The following is a 17,927-nucleotide window of genomic DNA, read 5'->3' on the forward strand; positions in this document are numbered from 1 at the left end:
GTATTAAAAAAATATTTATTGGTTGGCATCGCAATTGCTTTATCTAATCGTAGAAACTTTATGATGAAGCAAGTGGGAGTATCGATGTCGATTTCATTCAGCAATGCATTAGGAATTCACGAACAAGCGCTGGAGTTACGTGTTAACCGTGCTGAGGTGTTGGCTAATAACTTGGCTAATGCAGATACACCCGGATTTAAGGCAAGAGATATAGACTTCAAAGCGGTCCTGGGTAATGAAATGGCTAGCCAGGGAGGCGCAAAGTCTCTCGAGATGGCGACCACGAACGGACAGCACTTGCCTCATGCTAACTCGAGCGGAAGCAATGAGTTGCTTTATCGAACGCCCAGCCAGCCATCTGTTGACGGTAATACCGTTGATACCCAAGAAGAAATGGCAGAGTTTATGAAGAATACCTTGCAATACCAATCCAGCTTCCAGTTTTTGAATGGCAAGTTCAAGTCACTAACCAATGCGATTCGGGGTGAATAAATATGTCTCTTAGTCAGATTTTTGATATTGCCGGATCCGGCATGGCTGCTCAATCTATTCGCTTGAATACCACTGCTAGTAATATTGCTAATGCAGACAGTGCGGCAAGTAGTATTGATGAAGTATATCGCGCCCGAAAGCCCATCTTTTCGGCTGTCCAAGAAGATGCCATGCGCCAGGCAGTTGGTGGGGATTTCTTACAGCAGACGCCTGAGTCGGTAGGTGTTGAAGTAAAAGGGATTGTTGAAAGTGATGCACCTTTGGATATGCGTTACCAGCCTGACCACCCGTTGGCTGATGAGCAGGGATATGTGATGTACCCGAATGTAAATGTCGTTGAAGAGATGGCTGACATGCTTTCTGCTTCTCGAAGCTTTCAAACCAATATTGATGTAATGGATGCGGCAAAAACAATGATGCAGCGTTTGTTAACGCTAGGTCAGTAAGGGGCTAAATCTTATGACAGATATAAATACAACGGTGTCTTCTGCTGATGCTTTATCAGACTACCGCTATGAACCGACGACCAAAACACAAGGTTCGTCTGATCTAGGTCAGAATGAGTTTATGGAGTTGATGATTGCCCAGATGGAGAATCAAAGCCCGCTGGACCCTCAAGATAATGGTGAGTTCATTTCTCAGTTAGCAGAGTTTAGCTCTCTTGAAGAAATGCAGAAACTAAGTTCGCAAGTAGAAAGTTTTGCAACCCAGTATCAGTCTAGTCAGGCTTTGCAGGCTTCTGCAATGGTTGGGCGAACGGTTTTGGTGCCAGGTACTGAAGCTCCCATGGCGGCAGACGGAACAATTAGTGGATTGGTTGATCTTGAAGCCAGTACAGGTTCATTAAAGGTAAGTATCTTTAACGGTTCTGGTGAGTTGGTTAATCAGGTGGATATGGGGCAACAACTTGCCGGTTCTGTACCATTCTCGTGGGATGGAACAAATAGCAAGGGGGAGCAGATGCCCTATGACAATTACACGATCGCTGCTGAATCGAATCAAGGAGGAGATGTAAGTCAAATTACGACCTTGCTTTCCGCCAATGTGAGTAGCGTATCGATCGGGACTGGTGGTGCCATTTCGCTTAACTTAGCCGGTATGGGCGCTATTCCTTTAGAAGATGTTAGAGAGATTAACTAGGCATGAGTATGTGTCTGGCGTGCGAAATAATTGTAATCATTACGACAAAAAGAATCAGAAGAGAGGTGTAGTATGCCGTTTAACGTTGCATTAGGTGGGTTGAGAGCATCCTCCACGGACTTGGAAGTTACGGGTAATAACATTGCGAACGCGAGTACTGTTGGTTTTAAGCGTTCGCGTGCCGAGTTTGGTGATGTTTATTCCAATAGTTTTTTCGGCAGGGGGGCTACCTCAACGGGAGACGGTGTCGCAGTACAAAATATTCGACAGATGTTTGGTCAGGGTAACGTAAGCCTTACTGACAATAACCTGGACTTAGCAATTACCGGAAAAGGCTTTTTCGTGCTTAGTGATCAGGGTGAGGCCAAATATTCGCGTGCTGGTCAGCTAGGTGTGGATAAAGATGGTTTCATGGTCAATAACACGGGTATGCGTGTCCAGGGCTTTCAGGCTGATGAAGGTGGGACGGTATCGGGAGTTCTGGGTGATCTGGTTGTTGATGCGAATGATCTGCCTCCATCAAGATCAACTAATGTCGAAGCAGCTTTGAATCTGGATTCTTCAGAAGAAGCTTTGACTCAGAGTGGCACAACGATTAACTCGAACGGTGCAACGGATGTTGGTGTAGCACAAGCAGGAATTGTGAATGGCTATGCGAGTCAGGATATCGAAGTGACCTTTCCGGATGGCACGTCGCAGACCATTACAACGACTGCGGAATCAACTGCCGGGGCAATTGCATCTCAGTTTTCGCTTTTAGAAGGTGTGGATGCGACTGCTAGTACCAGCTCTACAATAACCTTAGCTGGATATGATAATGCCTCAGGAAATATGAGTATTAGCTTAAACGGAATTAGTTTCCAGCCAGCCGGTGCAACAGATGCATTGCAATTGGCCGACTTGGGAACTCGTATTAACTCGTCTGCGTTGGTGGGGGTTACCGCCGTCATAGATAGTGCTACTGGTGATTTGCAGATTATTCAGGATCAAGGAGCTAACTTGGTATTCGGTTTTGCGGGTGTCTCGGGCGATAGTTTTGAGGTTCTTGGGAGTGATGCCGCGGCGACGCCGGTAGTGCTTGACCCTGATGCTGTTCCTGCCGTTTTGAATGCGACTGTAGGTGGTGGAGTTAGCATTGTACTTGACGAGGGGGTCGTTGCGACCAACTTAAGTGCCTCAACGCCCGTCATTACCAACTTTACCGGTGCGCCTTTTGTTAATAACCAATTTTCACCAACGGATCCTGGTACCTATAACCACGCGACGTCAACGACTATTTTTGACAGTCTTGGTAACTCTCATGTTTTGACCATGTATTTCGTTAAGCAGCAGTCTTCGTTGTCGGGAGAAAATACCTGGCAAATGCATGTGCAGGTGGATAACCAGGATGTTGGAGATCCATTAATTGGAACAGATGCATCGCGAGCGACTTATAATTTGGTATTCCGCGATGACGGTACTTTAAATGAAACATTGTCAGATGATGTTTTGATTTCTAATTGGGACCCTTTAGATAGTCAAGGCAATCAAAATGGGGCGGCACGACCTTTGAATGTTGTGGATGGCGGGGTTTTGCCGATTCCTCAGCCGCCAACTAGCTCAAACTTTGAGGTAGATGTATCATCGTTTACTCAGTTTGGTAGCCCGTTTGCTGTAAATGACTTAAGTCAGAATGGTTATACCACAGGTCGATTAGTCGGTCTGGATGTCGATGAGTCGGGTGTCATTCTGTCTCGTTTCTCCAACGGTGAGTCTTTGGTTCTAGGGCAGGTAGCTTTGGCTAACTTCAATGACGTAGAAGGCTTATCACCTGATGGCGATAGTGTTTGGGTGCAGACTTTTGCTTCGGGTGACCCGATTGTCGGGGCGCCTGGTACGGCGTCTTTGGGTCTATTAACGGCCTCTGCAGTTGAGCAATCGAATGTTGATTTATCTGCTGAGCTGGTAAATCTGATTGTTGCGCAGCGTAACTATCAGGCCAACTCCAAGACCATTGAGACGGCCGATACAATCCAGCAAACTATCTTGAATATCTAGTACTGAATTTCGCTCATAGCCTTCCTTGTTTGGGTTGGCTAGATAATTGCAGAGCTTAGGCTAAGGCGTTTGCAGTGTCCGTTTCTTTGACGCTGCGTATTGTTTGATCCTAATGGTGAAGTAAATGGATAAAGCGTTATATATTGCAATGAGTGGTGCCAAGCAGAATATGCTGGCGCAGCGCGCTCATGCCAATAATTTGGCAAATATTAATACGACGGCGTTTAAAGAAGATTTCGCTCAGGCGCGTGCTATGCCGGTGTTTGGCGAGCATCATCCATCGAGAGCCTATGCCTTGACCGAAAGGCCGGGAACAAATTTTGAGGCGGGTCCCCTGAATCAAACCGGCAACCCTTTGGATGTTGCGGTAAAGGGTGATGGATGGATTGCGGTTCAGGCCGCAGATGGTTCGGAAGCCTATACCCGGGCAGGCGACCTGCAGGTAGATGTCAATGGGCAGCTAAGGGCTGGCATTGGTTTGCCTGTTTTGGGTAATGGTGGTCCAATTGTTTTGCCGCCTTCGGCAACTGTTGAGATTGGTGCTGACGGTACGGTTTCGGTTCTTCCTTTGGGTGGTGGAGCTGTTGGCTTAGCGGCGGTTGATCGAATTAAGCTAGTTAATCCCGACCCTGATATGATCGAAAAGAAAGAAGATGGTCTATTGCATATGAAGGGTGATGAGCCACCGGCAGTTGCTGACCCGAACATCAAACTGGAAACGGGGTTTCTGGAAGGTTCTAATGTAAATGCGGTATCGTCTTTAACAGATATCCTATCTCTATCGCGACATTATGAGCTTCAAGTTAAATTAATGAGCCAGGCTGATCAAATTTCTCAACAAACGGCACGTTTGTTGCAGTTCTCCTAGTAAGACCTGAAAAACGTCATAAAAGCGGCACGTAGTTGCAGATTTATAGAGTGCTGATTTTTTGACTGCTTCGTTAGCGGTATTTGCTTACTAGCTTTAAATAAGGGGTATCACAGATAGCCCTTAAACGCTTCAGGTCTGATTGATTCGCAGTAGAATTTCAATTTGGGAGAAGCATCATGCATCCAGCTCTTTATGTCAGTAAAACCGGTCTAAGTGCACAAGATATGTCCTTGACCACGATTTCCAACAACTTGGCGAATGCTAGTACGGTTGGCTTTAAGCGTGATGAAGCGGTTTTTCAGGACCTGTTGTATCAGGTGAAAAGAGAGCCAGGTGGCTTGAACTCACAAAACTCTCAATTACCATCTGGTCTCCAGCTCGGTACGGGTGTCAGGATCGAAGGGACGACTAAGCAATTTACCCAAGGCTCCTTAGAAGTGACTGACCAGGCTCTCGATTTAGCCGTTAATGGTAGAGGCTTTTTCCAAGTTATATTGCCAGATGGCTCGACCAGTTATACCCGAGATGGGCAGTTCCAGGTTAACTCAGATGGCCAAGTCGTCACTGCTGGTGGCAACCTATTAGAACCCGCCATCACTATTCCACAGAATGCTTCTTCAGTGACGATCGGCGAAGATGGCATTGTATCGGTCAGTATTTCTGGTGAAACCACTGCACAGCAAGTTGGCCAGATTAATACGGTCGACTTTATTAATCCCCAAGGTTTGAAAGCGCTAGGGAATAACCTGTTTGCTGAAACTGAAGCCAGTGGTAACCCTCAAGGGGGCACGCCGGGCTTGGCAGGTTTTGGTGAGGTTAAGCAAGGCATGCTAGAGCAATCGAACGTAGATACGGTGCAAGAGCTGGTCAGCATGATTACTGTCCAGCGCGCCTATGAAATGAACTCAAAAGTTGTGTCTACGGCTGACCAGATGCTCCAGTACATTGGGCAGAACCTGTAATACGCGCTTAGTTGTTTGAGGGGAAGGTGATTATATGAGGCAGATTAATCAAGTATTCAAAGCAGTGCTAGGCCTGAGCTTGGTCGTGTTGACTAGTGCATGCAGCATCATGACTCGTGAGCACCCTTTGCCCAATGACCCGGCTTACGCTCCTGTACCTTCGAGTGCGCTGAAATCAGGTGAAATGGTGACGGGGTCGATCTATCAGGTTAACCGAAACTTTAGTATGTATGGTGATCAGGTTGCCTTAAACGTTGGTGATATTCTGACGGTTACCTTGCAAGAAAACACCAGTTCATCCAAGTCAGCAGATACCAGCTATGACAAAGATGATGAAGTGACTTTTAATGAGGCAACCATTCTAGGCAATGTTATTCAAAAACATGGTTTGAGCCTTTTGACTAATCCTAGCTTAGAGCGAGCGTTTGATGGTAAGGCATCTAGTGATCAGAGCAATAGCTTGAGCGGTAGTATTTCAGTCACAGTTTCAGAAGTTTTGCCAAATGGCATTCTTCGAATTCAGGGAGAGAAGTGGCTGCGCTTGAACCAGGGAGATGAATATATTCGTTTAACCGGTTTGGTGAGGCCGCAAGATATTGGCACAGATAATACGATCCCGTCTTCTAAGGTTGCTGATGCTCGTATTGCCTATGGTGGAACAGGAGATTTTGATGATGTTAATCGTCAAGGCTGGTTGTCCCGATTCTTCAACAGTGAATGGTGGTTCATGTGATGTCTTATAGTGTAAAGGCTTCTTACAAAGCTACTGCAGCGGGTATCGCTTCTTTAGTTAGCTCGTTCTGCCGCTCCAGTTTATTGTTGCTGGGTTTTGCTTTGGTTAGTTTTGACGTTAGCGCGGATCGTTTAAAAGATATTGCCAATGTACAGGGGGTTCGTTCGAATCAGCTGGTTGGTTATGGTTTGGTTGTCGGTTTAAGTGGTACAGGAGATAACACGCCTTTTACTAGCCAGACCTTCCGCAACATGATGAATAAATTTGGTATCACCATTCCTGAAGGTGTGGATCCGAAGTCAAAGAATGTAGCAGCGGTTTCAATTCATGCAGAGCTTCCGCCTTTCGCTAAACCTGGGCACAAGATTGATATCACAGCCTCATCGTTAGGAGACTCCAAGAGCCTTAGAGGTGGTAGCTTATTGATGACTCCGTTAAAGGGCGCAGATGGGCGCGTTTATGCGCTTGCTCAAGGCAGCCTTGTCGTCGGTGGTTTTGGTGCTGAAGGTGCCGATGGCTCCTCTATTCAGGTTAACGTTCCGAGTGTGGGACGGATTCCTAATGGCGCGACGGTTGAACGAGCCATCGCATCTCCTTTTCATCGTGGCGACACATTAACCTTTGATTTACATCGCCCGGACTTCACAACGGCGATGAATTTAACCAAGAAGATTAATGACTTGCTAGGGCCTAATACAGCGTACGCCAGCGATGCAGCTTCGATTACCGTCAAAGCCCCTCGCGATGCATCTCAGCGAGTTAGCTTTTTGTCGATGCTCGAAAATATGAATGTTGAAACAGGGGAAGAAGCGGCGAGAGTGATTATTAACTCTCGTACCGGCACCATCGTTGTCGGTCAGAACGTTAAGGTGCTTCCAGCTGCGGTTACCCACGGAAGTCTTTCGGTAACAATTACTGAAGACCCTGCAGTCAGTCAACCAAATCCGCTTGGAGGTGGTCAGACGGTTGTCGTACCACGCTCCGATGTTGATGCAGAACAAGAACCTAGTCGAATGTTTCAGTTTGGCCCTGCAGCGACGCTGAGCCAGATTGTTCAAGCGGTTAATCAAGTTGGTGCTGCGCCAGGAGATATCATGGCTGTACTCGAAGCCTTGAAGCAGGCTGGTGCCTTAAAAGCAGATTTAATTGTTATATAGAAAGAAATATAAGCAAAGCCATGTGGAACCTTAGAGGTTAGTGATGAATAGCGCACTGATGAGTCAGATAAATAATCCGATGATGATGGCGACTGATAATATAGGGAATCAGTTGCAGAACAGTGCTGCCCGTTTTAATAAGCATACCCAGGGCTTAAATGACTATAACAATCTCAATGCTCTGCAGTCTCTTAAGCATCAATCCAAGACAGATAGAGACGGCGCCCTAGATGCTGCCGCCAAACACTTTGAATCGATATTCGTCTCGATGATGATTAAAAGTATGCGCGATGCTAATAAGGTATTTTCTGAAGGAAACCTATTGCAAAGCAACCAATCAGACTTTTATCAGCAGATGTTTGATAGCCAGATGGCAGTAAGCTTATCAACTGGTAAAGGTATTGGTCTGGCTGAAGTGATCAAGCGACAAATGTCAAAAGGCGTAGGTGGTGAAGAGTCAGATTTAAGTTCCTATCCATTAACCTCTCAAGACAAATCTTTTTCTCTGAAAGACTATGCGCGCCAGCCATTTGTTAGCGCAGAGAAAATTGCAAAGATTGAAACGGCAATGAATCAAATTGATCAGACGATTGCTAGCCTGGACTCAGATAAAGTTGCTGAATCAAGTAAGTTAGACTTCAGTTCTCCCGATCAATTTATCGCTTCTCTTTATCCCTATGCTAAACAGGCAGAGCAAGAAACAGGTATTGATGCTCGTCTAATGTTGGCTCAGTCAGCACTGGAAACTGGTTGGGGTAAACGAGAGATCTTAAATTCTGATGGTAGTCCTAGCCATAATTTATTTGGTATTAAGGCGCAAACAGGATGGACGGGTGACAGCACAAATATAACGACGACTGAATATCGAAATGGTGTCGCAGTGAAGGAGCGCGCAGACTTTAGGTCTTATTCGGGTTACCAGGAAAGCTTTTCAGATTATGCGCGTTTTTTGAGTACTAATGCCCGATATGAGCAAGCGCTCGAGAAAGCGGGTGATCCGTATGACTTTGCACACGAGCTACAAGATGCCGGCTATGCAACCGACCCAGACTATGCCAACAAGATTAATCGTATTATTGATCGTTATATGAATATTGATGAACTTTCTAGTCTGGACCTTGGCTCTACCGCAAGCAAATTAGGAATTGGAGGCTGATATGCCAGATCTAATCGGTATTGGCCTTTCAGGTCTACAAGCTCATCAGACAGCCTTATCGGTCACGGGTAATAATGTTTCTAATACCAATACACCTGGCTACAGTCGTCAGGAGGCCGTGTTTGTAGATAATAAATCTATTCTTACTGGTAGTGGTTACACTGGTCAGGGCGCGAATATTGCCACGATTCGTAGAAATGCAGAGGATTTTATTAGCGAGCAGGTTCGTGCCGATACAACCGTTTATCATGAACGTGATGCAGTGCTTACTCAAGCAGAGTCGATCGATAACTTGCTTGCCAGCACGACAACTGGTTTGACGCCTGCTATGACTGCTTTCTTCCAAGCCTTCCAAGGTGGCGCTGATGACCCAACCTCTATCCCTCAGCGACAGTTATTATTGACGCAAACCGAAGGTTTGGTTTCCAGGTTTCATGCATTGGACAATCGACTTAATTCTCAGATGGAAAATATTGACGTAGAGCTGGCGGCCTCGGTTGCTGCGATCAATAGTTTGTCTCAAGGTTTGGCCGAATTGAATCAGTCTATTGCTGTTGCAATTGGTGCAGGGCAGGGTGATTTACCCAACAATTTATTAGATGCTCGGGATGAAGCTTTACGAGAGCTATCTGAATACGTAAACGTAGCAGTTTTTCCTACAGGAGCAGATGGTCAGGTCAACGTATTTGTGGGAAATGGTCAGCCTCTTGTTTTAGGAAGCTCTTCAAATCAGTTGGATGTGACTTTAAACCCTAGTGACACTGAACGAAAAGAAATTGTTATGCAGGTTAATGGTCGCTCTCAGATAATTAGTAATGAGCTGACCGGCGGAAAAGTAGGTGGGCTTCTAGACTTTAGAGACAATGAACTTACAACAGCAGTTAATAGTCTCGGTCGTATAGCTATGGTTTTGTCAGACACCGTCAACAAGCAGCATGGCTTGGGTATGGATCTGGAAGATAATTTAGGCGGCCTATTCTTTAGGGATGTTAATGAGGAAGTGTTGGCACGAAGCCGCGTTCTGGGAAATAGTACCAATGCTGAACCTCAAGATCATAGTATGCAGGTTAACATCATTGATGCGACCGAGTTGACAACCAACGATTACGACCTGAAATTTGAAGGTCCATCGAGCAACGATTATACCCTGTTCATCGCAGGTACAAATAATGTTGTGACCAAAGGGATACTACCTGGAATTTTTCCGGCTAGTGTTGAAGTCGATGGTTTTCAGCTGCAGTTTAATTCCGGCACATTCAAGGTTGGTGATCGTTTTGTTATTAAACCCACAAAAAATGGTGCAGAGGATATAGGCGCAGAAATTGACAGGGTTGAAGCGATTTCTTTCGCCGCCCCAGTTCGTGCGGATGCTAACCTGGGTAATACCGGTAATGCGAATATTAGCCTTGGGACCATGCTTGATGTAGAGAGCCCGCTGACTAACGCAACCTTGCCAATCTTTGATACCGAAGGGCAGTTATCTCCACCCTTGGAAATTGAGTTTATTACTGATACCCGCTTTCAAGTATTGAATGTGTCTGACCCGGCTAACCCGATACCGCTTACACCAGCGATGAATAACCTATTGTACAACCCAGGTATTACTAATACGATTTTCACCTCTGACCCGGGAGAGATGCGAGTTTCGGCATTGGGAAGTGATACGTTCCAGGTTGGAACGCCAGCGGCGAGTACTGGCACTTTGGTAAATGGCTTTGGTGCTCAAAACTTAACTATCTTGAACCGCGATACTGAGACGGGTGTCGTTAGCTCGCAGGTACTAGGAATAACCGCGAACAGCTCTGCAAAGGAGATCGCTGATAGTTTACAGGCCGTTCAAGGAATTCAGGCAAATGCTTATACCCAGGTTCGTTTGGATAATTTTGTTGATGCGGCCAATGGTACGGACCTGGGCTTCGTCATTAATGGCGAAACCATTACCATTCCGGTAGGTAGTATTTCGACTCAAGATGACCTGGCTAGTTTGATTAATGAAAACACGACTTTGCAGGATTTGGATATCTATGCTGTAAGTGATGGCAATGACGTTGAAATTCATGCCAGTAACGGTATTGATATTGTTGTGTCGGTCACTGGTGCAGCAGGTGACAGTGTCAATGTCAGTGCTGTGGATCCTTATAACCCGGGCGCATTTTCAGCGGATACAGAAACGGTGATAGCGGGAAATGGTGTTTCTGTCGGTGGCGCGGTTGACGTAACACTTGCGGATGGCATCAGCTTTACCTCTGACGTCGATAGTGTTTTTGAACGGGCACCCGTAGGGCAGTCAACTTACCTCGGGTTTCAGTTCGAGATTAAAGGCCAAGCTGAGGCGGGTGATAGTTTCAGAATAGATTACAACACAGGTGGTGTCTCGGATAACCGCAATGCTTTAGCCATGGCTGGGTTGGAAAGTGCAGGGACGGTTCAAGGTGGTGTGATTAGCTATGGTGAAGCCTATTCACAGATTATTGAAGAAATTGGCACAGTAACAAATCGGGCACGTCTGGAAGCTGATTCTGCGAAAGCCTTATTGGTTCAGTCTGAAAATAATAGAGAGTCTATTTCTGGTGTTAACCTGGATGAAGAGGCAGGTAAGCTGGTGCAGTTTCAGTCTGCTTATAACGCTTCGGCACAAGTTGTTTCGGTCGCCAGAGAGCTTTTTGATACGCTATTGAATGCCTTTAGATAGAGTTTAATTGAAGATAGAGTTGGGAAAAACAGGGGTGGTCTAAGTACCATCAAGTGACGCTTATGAGAATATCAACGCAGCAGCTTTTCAACCGTGGTCTGGAAGCGATTCAGGATGTTCAGTCTGATCAGCAAAAGACACAGTTACAAATATCAACGGGCAAGAAAGTCTTAACGCCCGCCGATGACCCGGTTGCTTCAACGCGAATTTTAGAGCTGAATCAGGAGCTGGAACTAAACTCTCAGTTTCAACGGAATATTGAACTGGCTCGTGGTCATTTAAACTTGCAAGACGACTTACTTGGTAGTATCAACTCAGTTGTCCAGCGTATTCGTGAATTGACGGTGACCGCAGGGAACGGTGTTCTAAACAAAAGTGATTTATCGGCGATTTCAACCGAGGTGAAGGAACGCTTGTCGCAACTTGCGGGTTTGATGAACTCACAAGATGCCAGCGGTGAATATTTATTTAGTGGCTTTCAGGGTGGTACGGAGCCCTTTCAGCAGAATGTTTCGGGTACTTACGTTTATCAAGGAGATGAGGGGAGACGTTTTGTTCAGGTCGAGCCAAATGTTACAATTGCTTCATCTGAAAATGGCAAACAAATATTTCAAGATATTGCTGTTGATAAAAATACCTTCTATACCGCTGCAAACCCTCATAACCAAGCTGTACCAGAAGCCAGAATCACGACGGGGCAAGTGATAGATCAAGAGCTTTATGACCAGTTTTATCCTGGTGATATGATAGTGACTTTCACCTCGCCTTCAGAGTTTAACGTGACTGACAAAGCGACGGGTAGATCTTATCTGGCCAATCAGGCTTATTCACAGAATGATCCGATTGTCGTCAATGGCGTTCAATTTGAGATAACCGGCACGCCTACTGCGGGTGATAGCTTCTTTATCGAATCAACTGAAAAGCAGGGCGTTCTGTCAACGATTGAGAAGTTTATCTATACCTTGGATAACTTTACTGCCACAGAAGAAGGTCGAGCGACTTTTGATGCGAACCTGGAAAGTGCCTTGATAAACCTGGATAGCGCTGAAACCTCTATTCTAGAAGCTCGAAGCCAGATTGGTGCACGTCTGAACACTGTTGAAACAACAGAGGAACAGCTTAAGGATGTGGAGCTTCTAACAGAGCAAACTCTGAGCGACCTAGAATCGGTTGACTATGCGGAAGCAGTCAGTTTGTTGTCTTTGCAGCAGTTCACTCTGGAAGCTGCCTACTCTTCTTACTCCCAGGTGTCCTCGCTTTCCTTATTTGATCGCTTATAAGGCTGTGGCCTTTAAGCTTTCTTCTTTGACGCTTTGCTCCAGATGAGCGATGCAAGCCTGTAAGGTTCGGCTTATCTGAGTTTGATCCCTAATCATGGCTAGTTTTGGCCAGGTGCAGCGTTCACCCATTTTCAAGATATAGTCTCTTTCTGAAGGGCTGGGGTTCTTCATGAACTTAGCATACCAGGAAGGCGGAAATTCAGGGTGGATATTGATATCGCCCAAATAGTCCTGATCAAGCATCAAGGAGGCGTGATTTAGCCACGAGCTCCAAGCTTGGGAGTGAAATCGACGCTTGCCCAATTTAAGTAGCGCCTTGCCTTGAGAGAAGCTACTGCTGACCAATAGGTCGGCAAGGAAGGCTGCAAAACCATCTTCCTGACGTTGAGAGACAAAAGGCACAATATGTGGGTTGGCCTGGCTGACTATAAAGTAGTTTGCATTGTGAAGTCGGCTCATTCTTTGTCTTGGAATATCGGTAGCAAAAGAGCCGTCATACCAAAGCTCTCCTTTCAGGTAGGTTTGCTTTTCCCCGCGGGCATTCTTCTCGTAGAGCTGGCAAGGAGGAAATAAGCCAGGGACAGAGCAAGATGCTTGCGCTGCGGATGCGACAAAAACACTTGGTGCAGTTTGGTAGTTCAGAATTCTTGGCTTTTGGCCTGTTCGGGCAGGTGAAATTGTAATGCTTACGTTTCGGCCGGTTTTTTTAAAGGCTTCTTCAAAAGTCATTAATCCGACGTTGTGTTCAACGCAGCTGCGCAGTTGCTCTGGGTCGAGTAATGATTGCTGTTGCCAAATACCTTTAAGCGGTAAACGCTTCAAAGGGCTGTAGTTACTTTCCTCGGGCTTACCTAGAAGAGTAAGTACTTCCTTATTTGTGTGAGTAGCCAGCATGCCCGCCGTGATTGCTCCCATACTGCTACCAGATATGATGGAGGGGAGGAGCTTGTGATTGATGAGTGTTGCGACCACGCCTATATGATAAATACCGAAGGTTCCACCGCCACTTAGCATTAAGGCAGGGCGACCAAAATTATGCTCGGCCTGTTTGAACTGGGCGAGCTTGTCTTTTGTCGAGATGCTATCGATCTCAGATTCGCAGAGTATCTTTAACGCTTTATCGATCAACTTTAAGTAATTGCTAACGAGGGTCTTGGTTCCTGTGTAGGCGGGTTGATAGAGCTTGGGTTTACTGAGTTCCGCGGTGGTTCGATACAGGCTTTCCTGAATATAGGGAATCAGCTTCAAATAATCTTTATTTTCTAGCAGTTCAGAAATTGTTTGATAATGTCCCTGCAGCACTTTGTATGGGTAGTGTTTAGACTCGGGTTTTTTTTGCCAGTCATAACTGCCGTTAAGCTTATCGGCTTTCGAGGCAGCGGTGAGCCATTGCTCATAAGTTTGTGCCTCGCTCATAGTTTGCTGCAATTTGCTTATATCTGACATTTTTGTGTTTACGCTTGTAAGCTAAAAAAATATATTTGCCTATCGCATAATCAATGTCAAACGCTTATTCCTGAGCATTGATGTAAATCAATAGGCTTTTAACGCTGATAATTTAGGGGTAGGATGCTTGTGAATAATTATCATTAATAGGGAGAGACTCGTGTCTGATATCTATCAGTTCAGTGCTAATAATATTAAAGGAGAGGAAGTTCCTCTTAAAGCGTATCAGGGGAAGTTGCTGATAATCGTCAATACGGCAAGTAAATGCGGATTTACGCCTCAGCTCAAGGGGCTTGAGGAGCTGTATTTGGAGTATAGCGAGAAAGGGCTAGAGATCTTAGGCTTTCCATGCAATCAGTTTCTAAAGCAAGACCCAGGAACAGATAGTGAGATTAGCGAGTTTTGTTCTTTGAACTATGGGGTTACGTTTCCAATGTTCTCCAAAATAGAAGTAAACGGCGATAATACTCATCCCTTGTATAAATACTTAAAATCAGAAGCGAAGGGCTTGATGGGCTCTGAAAAGATAAAATGGAATTTTACCAAGTTTTTGGTCGATCAACAGGGCAAGGTTGTTAAACGCTATGCGCCCAATACCGAGCCGAAAGACATGGTGAAAGATATCGATGCAGCGTTGGCGCCTTAGCCTAGTAGTTTCTTTATCGCAGGAAGCAGGCGGTCTTTGGTAATGGGTTTGATGATCCAGCCATTCGCGCCTGCTGCTCTGCCTGCAGCTTTTTTCTCTGCTTTATTCTCGGTGCTAACAATGAGTACAGGAACACCCTTGTAAGCGGGGAGTGCTCTAATAGCTGCAGTGAGTTGTATGCCATCGAGTTTTGGCATATATAAGTCGCTCAGTACCAGGTCAAATCGTTCTGCTTTGGCTGCATTTAATGCGGCTTCGCCATCGACCGCTAGCGTCAGTTCGTGTGGCTCGTCTTGAAGAATGACTTTAAACATGTTGCGCATTACTAATTGATCATCGGCGATCAGGATTTTGGCCATATGTTTCTTGTACCTATTCTTTAATGAATGAGAGTCTCTTACTTCACTTTAGTATAGCCAAATGTGCTGGAATATCTTGTCTCTTAGGTCTTACTCGTTAGATTTCTGATGCGTATCACTTAAGGGGCAATTTGTCGGGTGATGGTTTCTATATGTGCGAGCAAGGCGCTATAAAAATCTCGCTTAAAAACATCTAAAGGCGGAGACTCAATAACCTCGGCAATTGCACCGACAGGGTGAGTCATATGCCAAACGCCGATCAATGCTTGCTGAACTTGCATGAGTAGGGTGAGCGCTTGCGCTTGAGGCAAGTCTTGCTCTGCTTGTTGCGCTAGTAACTGAGCAAACTTATGCATCAAATGGAGTAAGGTCTTTTTGAATTGCAGTGCTTCCTCTACGGTAAGATTACGCTCTAGGATTGTGTGTAAAATTGCACTCAATTTACAATAGATAGGGTTGGCAATTAAGGTGTCCGTGATTAGAGTTGCCAGGGGCAGCTTATTTGGCATCTCTCGAGCCGAGTGAATTAATTCTTCAAGGGTTTCTACAAACAACGCGAGGAACAAAGTCTCTTTATTTCTAAAGTAGCGATATAAAGCGGCCTTAGTAATACCCACATCTGCAGCAATCACATTCAGGTTAAGGTCTTCGTAGGCAAGATCAGAAAATCGTTTTCGTGTAGCATCGAGAATTTGCTGTTTTCTGAGAGCTTTTTGTTCCGGATTATTCGCGCGTTGTTTGATTAAACACATTTTAGGCTTGTAACCATCCTGCAAGTTTTCGTGTGACTGAACGTGGGGATAGTTTACCAGACCAAACACCAAAAATATTCTTCCAGCCAGTGATAACAATGGCGCGGTCTTTTTTCTTGAGCGATTTCCTGACAACAGCTTCTGCTGTCATGGCACCTGCTTTGAATAGTTTTGTGTTAGTCATATTAGCTTCTGATGCAAACTCAGATGCGGTTGCACCTGGGCAAAGTGTGCTGACGGCAATACCTTGGCCCTTAAGCTCTTCATATAGTGCTTCAGAGAAGGACAGCACAAAAGCCTTGGTCGCGTAGTATATAGCCATGTTAGGTCCCGCTTGAAAGGCAGCGGTTGAGGCAACGTTAATGATAAAGCTATTACTCTGTTGTGATAGCTTGGGGATGAGTCGGTGCGTTAGATCTACCAGGCTGGTGACGTTGAGCTGAATCATTTGTAACTGACGATCCAGTGACAGTTCAGTGAATGCACCGCGGTCTCCAAAGCCTGCATTGTTGATTAGGCCGTTTAGCGCCCAACCTTCGTTGATTATTTTGCTAGCTAGCGTTTCGGCACCGTTTGAGTCAGACAAATCAGCAGCGATGATTTGTGTCGAGATTTTATATTGGCTTTCCAGCTTACTGGCTAGCGCTTGAAGGCGCTCTTCTCTGCGGGCGGTCAGAATCAGGTTGTGACCTTGAGCGGCTAATTGTTCTGCGAATACTTCGCCAATTCCGGCGCTTGCACCGGTTATCAAGATGTAGTTCATTGTGTGTTCCTTTATTATTTGAAGTTAAGTTACTCTGGGTTACTTAATATAGAAGAATGAGTTCTTGATGTAAATAACCTAGGGTAACTTAATTGGCATGCGAAATTAATAGGGCGCTAGGGCTTGTAAATCTAGGGGTAAAGTACTTCTACACCGTATTGAAGGACTGCTTGGGTATTAAGTGCTGAGTTACTTGTATTGTGTTGATAAATGGTTCCACCAATATTTACGCTGTGAGAACTGGTGCTTAGCTGAAAGTTTTCAGTTTGATCATAACCATTATATAGCGTCGGTTCGAAGCTTAGAGAAGCCGCGCTTTCGCTATTTGTGACTGATTCACTTAGTTTTACCGAGATGGCTTGTGCGGCACGCCCGCTAATATCTAGCTGAGGTGTATCGACGGATGGCTCAAGGCAAGCGTTACCTTGTAGAGACCCGCTTTTAGGGTCGATGGTGCATTGGCTGTTATCGAGCTTTTTAACTGGCATCGACAAGGTTTGTTGAGTGCTGCCGATAGCGCTGACCGATGCTGGGTCGACTAGGGTCAACTTCACTTTTGCCTTAAAAGATTCAGCTTGTGCGCTTACTGAAAACGTAAAGCATGAAAGCAGTACTAATGCTAAGGGTGCTTTTCTCAAGCCGGTCTGCCTCCACTTTTTATCGCTGATTAAGTCCTGAATACCACTCAAGTATAGTAGCTAGTGCTAAGGCAGCAATGCTTAAAATGTGAAAAAGTGAAAAATATTTATTTCTTGCGCAAATGAAAAAGCTGGGCTATGTGATCGTGGCTTGTGTGGTTAACATGTTGAAAAGTAAGAGTTTATTTTTTTGTTTGAGATGTGTGGGAGGAAGGTAAATGATACCTTCATCGCCTGAAGTCTTGAGCTCTATAGTTGGTGTTACGCTGAGGTTTTTACTTTGAAGGTAGTCAGGATCTATTTTAAGTAAGTAGCTACCTGGTAGGACGTTTTCGAATATGTAAACACCATCGTACTCGGTTCGGGTTTGCTGTATCAGTGAGTCATCGAGTGTAAAAAGAGAGACAGGAATACCTGCTTTCGGTATAAGTTTACCATTGTTTTCAAGCAGCACTTCTCCTTCGAGTTCCATCGCAGTTTGGAAGCCGATACTGATCTCGTTGAGCTTGCCCGAGTGAGAATAGAGCGTGAAATGCTCCTTCTGTGGCTTCAGAAACGGGTCTTCAATTTTTCGGGAATTGATACTGATCGTTTGCATTTGAAGATCAGGAACCCCCCATAAAGAGACATAACCTTCTTCGTTTGTGGCGCTGTTTCTCCAGCTGTTCTTTCCTTTAAAATGTATATTTGGAAGAGGGCTGTCCTGTTCATCAAACCTACCGTTATTGTTGTGATCCAAATATGTGTGTGCGAGCACGCTGGCACTAGAGGCCACACTTTCAGGACTAAGGTAGAGGCTATTA

18 protein-coding genes are annotated in these 17,927 nt (G+C 45.4%); 12 read left to right on the forward strand and 6 right to left on the reverse strand.

Annotation, left to right across the window (positions count from 1 at the left end; all coding sequences use genetic code 11):
• Positions 1 to 84 precede the first annotated feature (84 nt).
• From flgB to flgL, 11 genes are all read left to right on the forward strand, one after another.
• Positions 85 to 492 (forward strand): flagellar basal body rod protein FlgB, encoded by a 408-nt coding sequence (gene flgB / locus A3763_RS16890; protein ID WP_068508978.1) that lies wholly within the window; start codon positions 85 to 87, stop codon positions 490 to 492.
• A 2-nt stretch (positions 493 to 494) separates the two neighbouring features.
• Positions 495 to 938 (forward strand): flagellar basal body rod protein FlgC, encoded by a 444-nt coding sequence (gene flgC / locus A3763_RS16895; protein ID WP_068508971.1) that lies wholly within the window; start codon positions 495 to 497, stop codon positions 936 to 938.
• Positions 939 to 951: 13 nt separating this feature from the next.
• Positions 952 to 1,632: a flagellar hook assembly protein FlgD gene (locus A3763_RS16900; RefSeq protein WP_068508973.1), complete on the forward strand. Its 681-nt coding sequence runs from the start codon at positions 952 to 954 to the stop codon at positions 1,630 to 1,632.
• A 72-nt stretch (positions 1,633 to 1,704) separates the two neighbouring features.
• Positions 1,705 to 3,669, forward strand: coding sequence for a flagellar hook-basal body complex protein (locus A3763_RS16905; protein WP_068633285.1), 1,965 nt, complete (start codon positions 1,705 to 1,707; stop codon positions 3,667 to 3,669).
• Positions 3,670 to 3,793: 124 nt separating this feature from the next.
• Entirely contained in the window at positions 3,794 to 4,537 is a 744-nt protein-coding gene (gene flgF, locus A3763_RS16910) for a flagellar basal-body rod protein FlgF (RefSeq protein ID WP_068760245.1), read from the forward strand.
• A gap of 179 nt (positions 4,538 to 4,716) precedes the next feature.
• Positions 4,717 to 5,502 carry a flagellar basal-body rod protein FlgG gene (gene flgG, locus A3763_RS16915; RefSeq protein ID WP_068511766.1) on the forward strand — a complete coding sequence of 262 codons (786 nt, stop codon included), beginning with the start codon at positions 4,717 to 4,719 and terminating at the stop codon, positions 5,500 to 5,502.
• Between the two features lie 34 nt (positions 5,503 to 5,536).
• A complete protein-coding gene (gene flgH, locus A3763_RS16920; protein ID WP_068511767.1) occupies positions 5,537 to 6,235 on the forward strand; it encodes a flagellar basal body L-ring protein FlgH in 699 nt (232 codons plus the stop codon).
• Positions 6,235 to 7,392, forward strand: coding sequence for a flagellar basal body P-ring protein FlgI (locus tag A3763_RS16925; RefSeq protein ID WP_082865169.1), 1,158 nt, complete (start codon positions 6,235 to 6,237; stop codon positions 7,390 to 7,392). The genes flgH and A3763_RS16925 overlap by 1 nt, the downstream gene beginning before the upstream one ends.
• 43 nt (positions 7,393 to 7,435) lie before the next feature.
• Complete coding sequence (gene flgJ / locus A3763_RS16930; RefSeq protein ID WP_082880499.1) at positions 7,436 to 8,548, forward strand: flagellar assembly peptidoglycan hydrolase FlgJ; 1,113 nt, start codon at positions 7,436 to 7,438, stop codon at positions 8,546 to 8,548.
• 1 nt (position 8,549) lies between these two features.
• Positions 8,550 to 11,240: a flagellar hook-associated protein FlgK gene (gene flgK / locus A3763_RS16935; RefSeq protein WP_068511769.1), complete on the forward strand. Its 2,691-nt coding sequence runs from the start codon at positions 8,550 to 8,552 to the stop codon at positions 11,238 to 11,240.
• A 62-nt stretch (positions 11,241 to 11,302) separates the two neighbouring features.
• On the forward strand, positions 11,303 to 12,520 hold the full coding sequence (gene flgL, locus A3763_RS16940; RefSeq protein WP_068511772.1) for a flagellar hook-associated protein FlgL: 1,218 nt from the start codon (positions 11,303 to 11,305) through the stop codon (positions 12,518 to 12,520).
• On the opposite strand, the gene A3763_RS16945 is transcribed toward flgL, so the two are convergent.
• Positions 12,515 to 13,966 carry a DUF3336 domain-containing protein gene (locus A3763_RS16945; protein ID WP_068511775.1) on the reverse strand — a complete coding sequence of 484 codons (1,452 nt, stop codon included), beginning with the start codon at positions 13,964 to 13,966 and terminating at the stop codon, positions 12,515 to 12,517. The genes flgL and A3763_RS16945 overlap by 6 nt on opposite strands.
• A 160-nt stretch (positions 13,967 to 14,126) precedes the next feature.
• Between A3763_RS16945 and A3763_RS16950 the strand changes: the two genes are divergently transcribed.
• Entirely contained in the window at positions 14,127 to 14,612 is a 486-nt protein-coding gene (locus tag A3763_RS16950; RefSeq protein WP_068511777.1) for a glutathione peroxidase, read from the forward strand.
• Here the strand turns inward: A3763_RS16950 and A3763_RS16955 are convergent.
• The 5 genes from A3763_RS16955 to A3763_RS16975 form a co-directional block, all read right to left on the reverse strand.
• Positions 14,609 to 14,971, reverse strand: a complete 363-nt coding sequence (locus tag A3763_RS16955) for a response regulator (protein WP_068511780.1) — start codon at positions 14,969 to 14,971, stop codon at positions 14,609 to 14,611. The genes A3763_RS16950 and A3763_RS16955 overlap by 4 nt on opposite strands.
• A gap of 119 nt (positions 14,972 to 15,090) precedes the next feature.
• The gene (locus tag A3763_RS16960; RefSeq protein WP_068511782.1) at positions 15,091 to 15,723 is read right to left on the reverse strand and encodes a TetR/AcrR family transcriptional regulator; all 633 of its coding nucleotides are present in this window, start codon (positions 15,721 to 15,723) and stop codon (positions 15,091 to 15,093) included.
• A 1-nt stretch (position 15,724) separates the two neighbouring features.
• Positions 15,725 to 16,486, reverse strand: a complete 762-nt coding sequence (locus A3763_RS16965; protein WP_068511786.1) for an SDR family oxidoreductase — start codon at positions 16,484 to 16,486, stop codon at positions 15,725 to 15,727.
• Positions 16,487 to 16,617: 131 nt separating this feature from the next.
• Positions 16,618 to 17,175, reverse strand: coding sequence for a hypothetical protein (locus tag A3763_RS16970; protein WP_068511790.1), 558 nt, complete (start codon positions 17,173 to 17,175; stop codon positions 16,618 to 16,620).
• Between the two features lie 85 nt (positions 17,176 to 17,260).
• On the reverse strand, positions 17,261 to 17,927 hold a 667-nt coding region (locus A3763_RS16975; RefSeq protein WP_231872232.1), incomplete at its 5' end, for a hypothetical protein.

The organism is Oleiphilus sp. HI0128, from assembly GCF_001635365.1.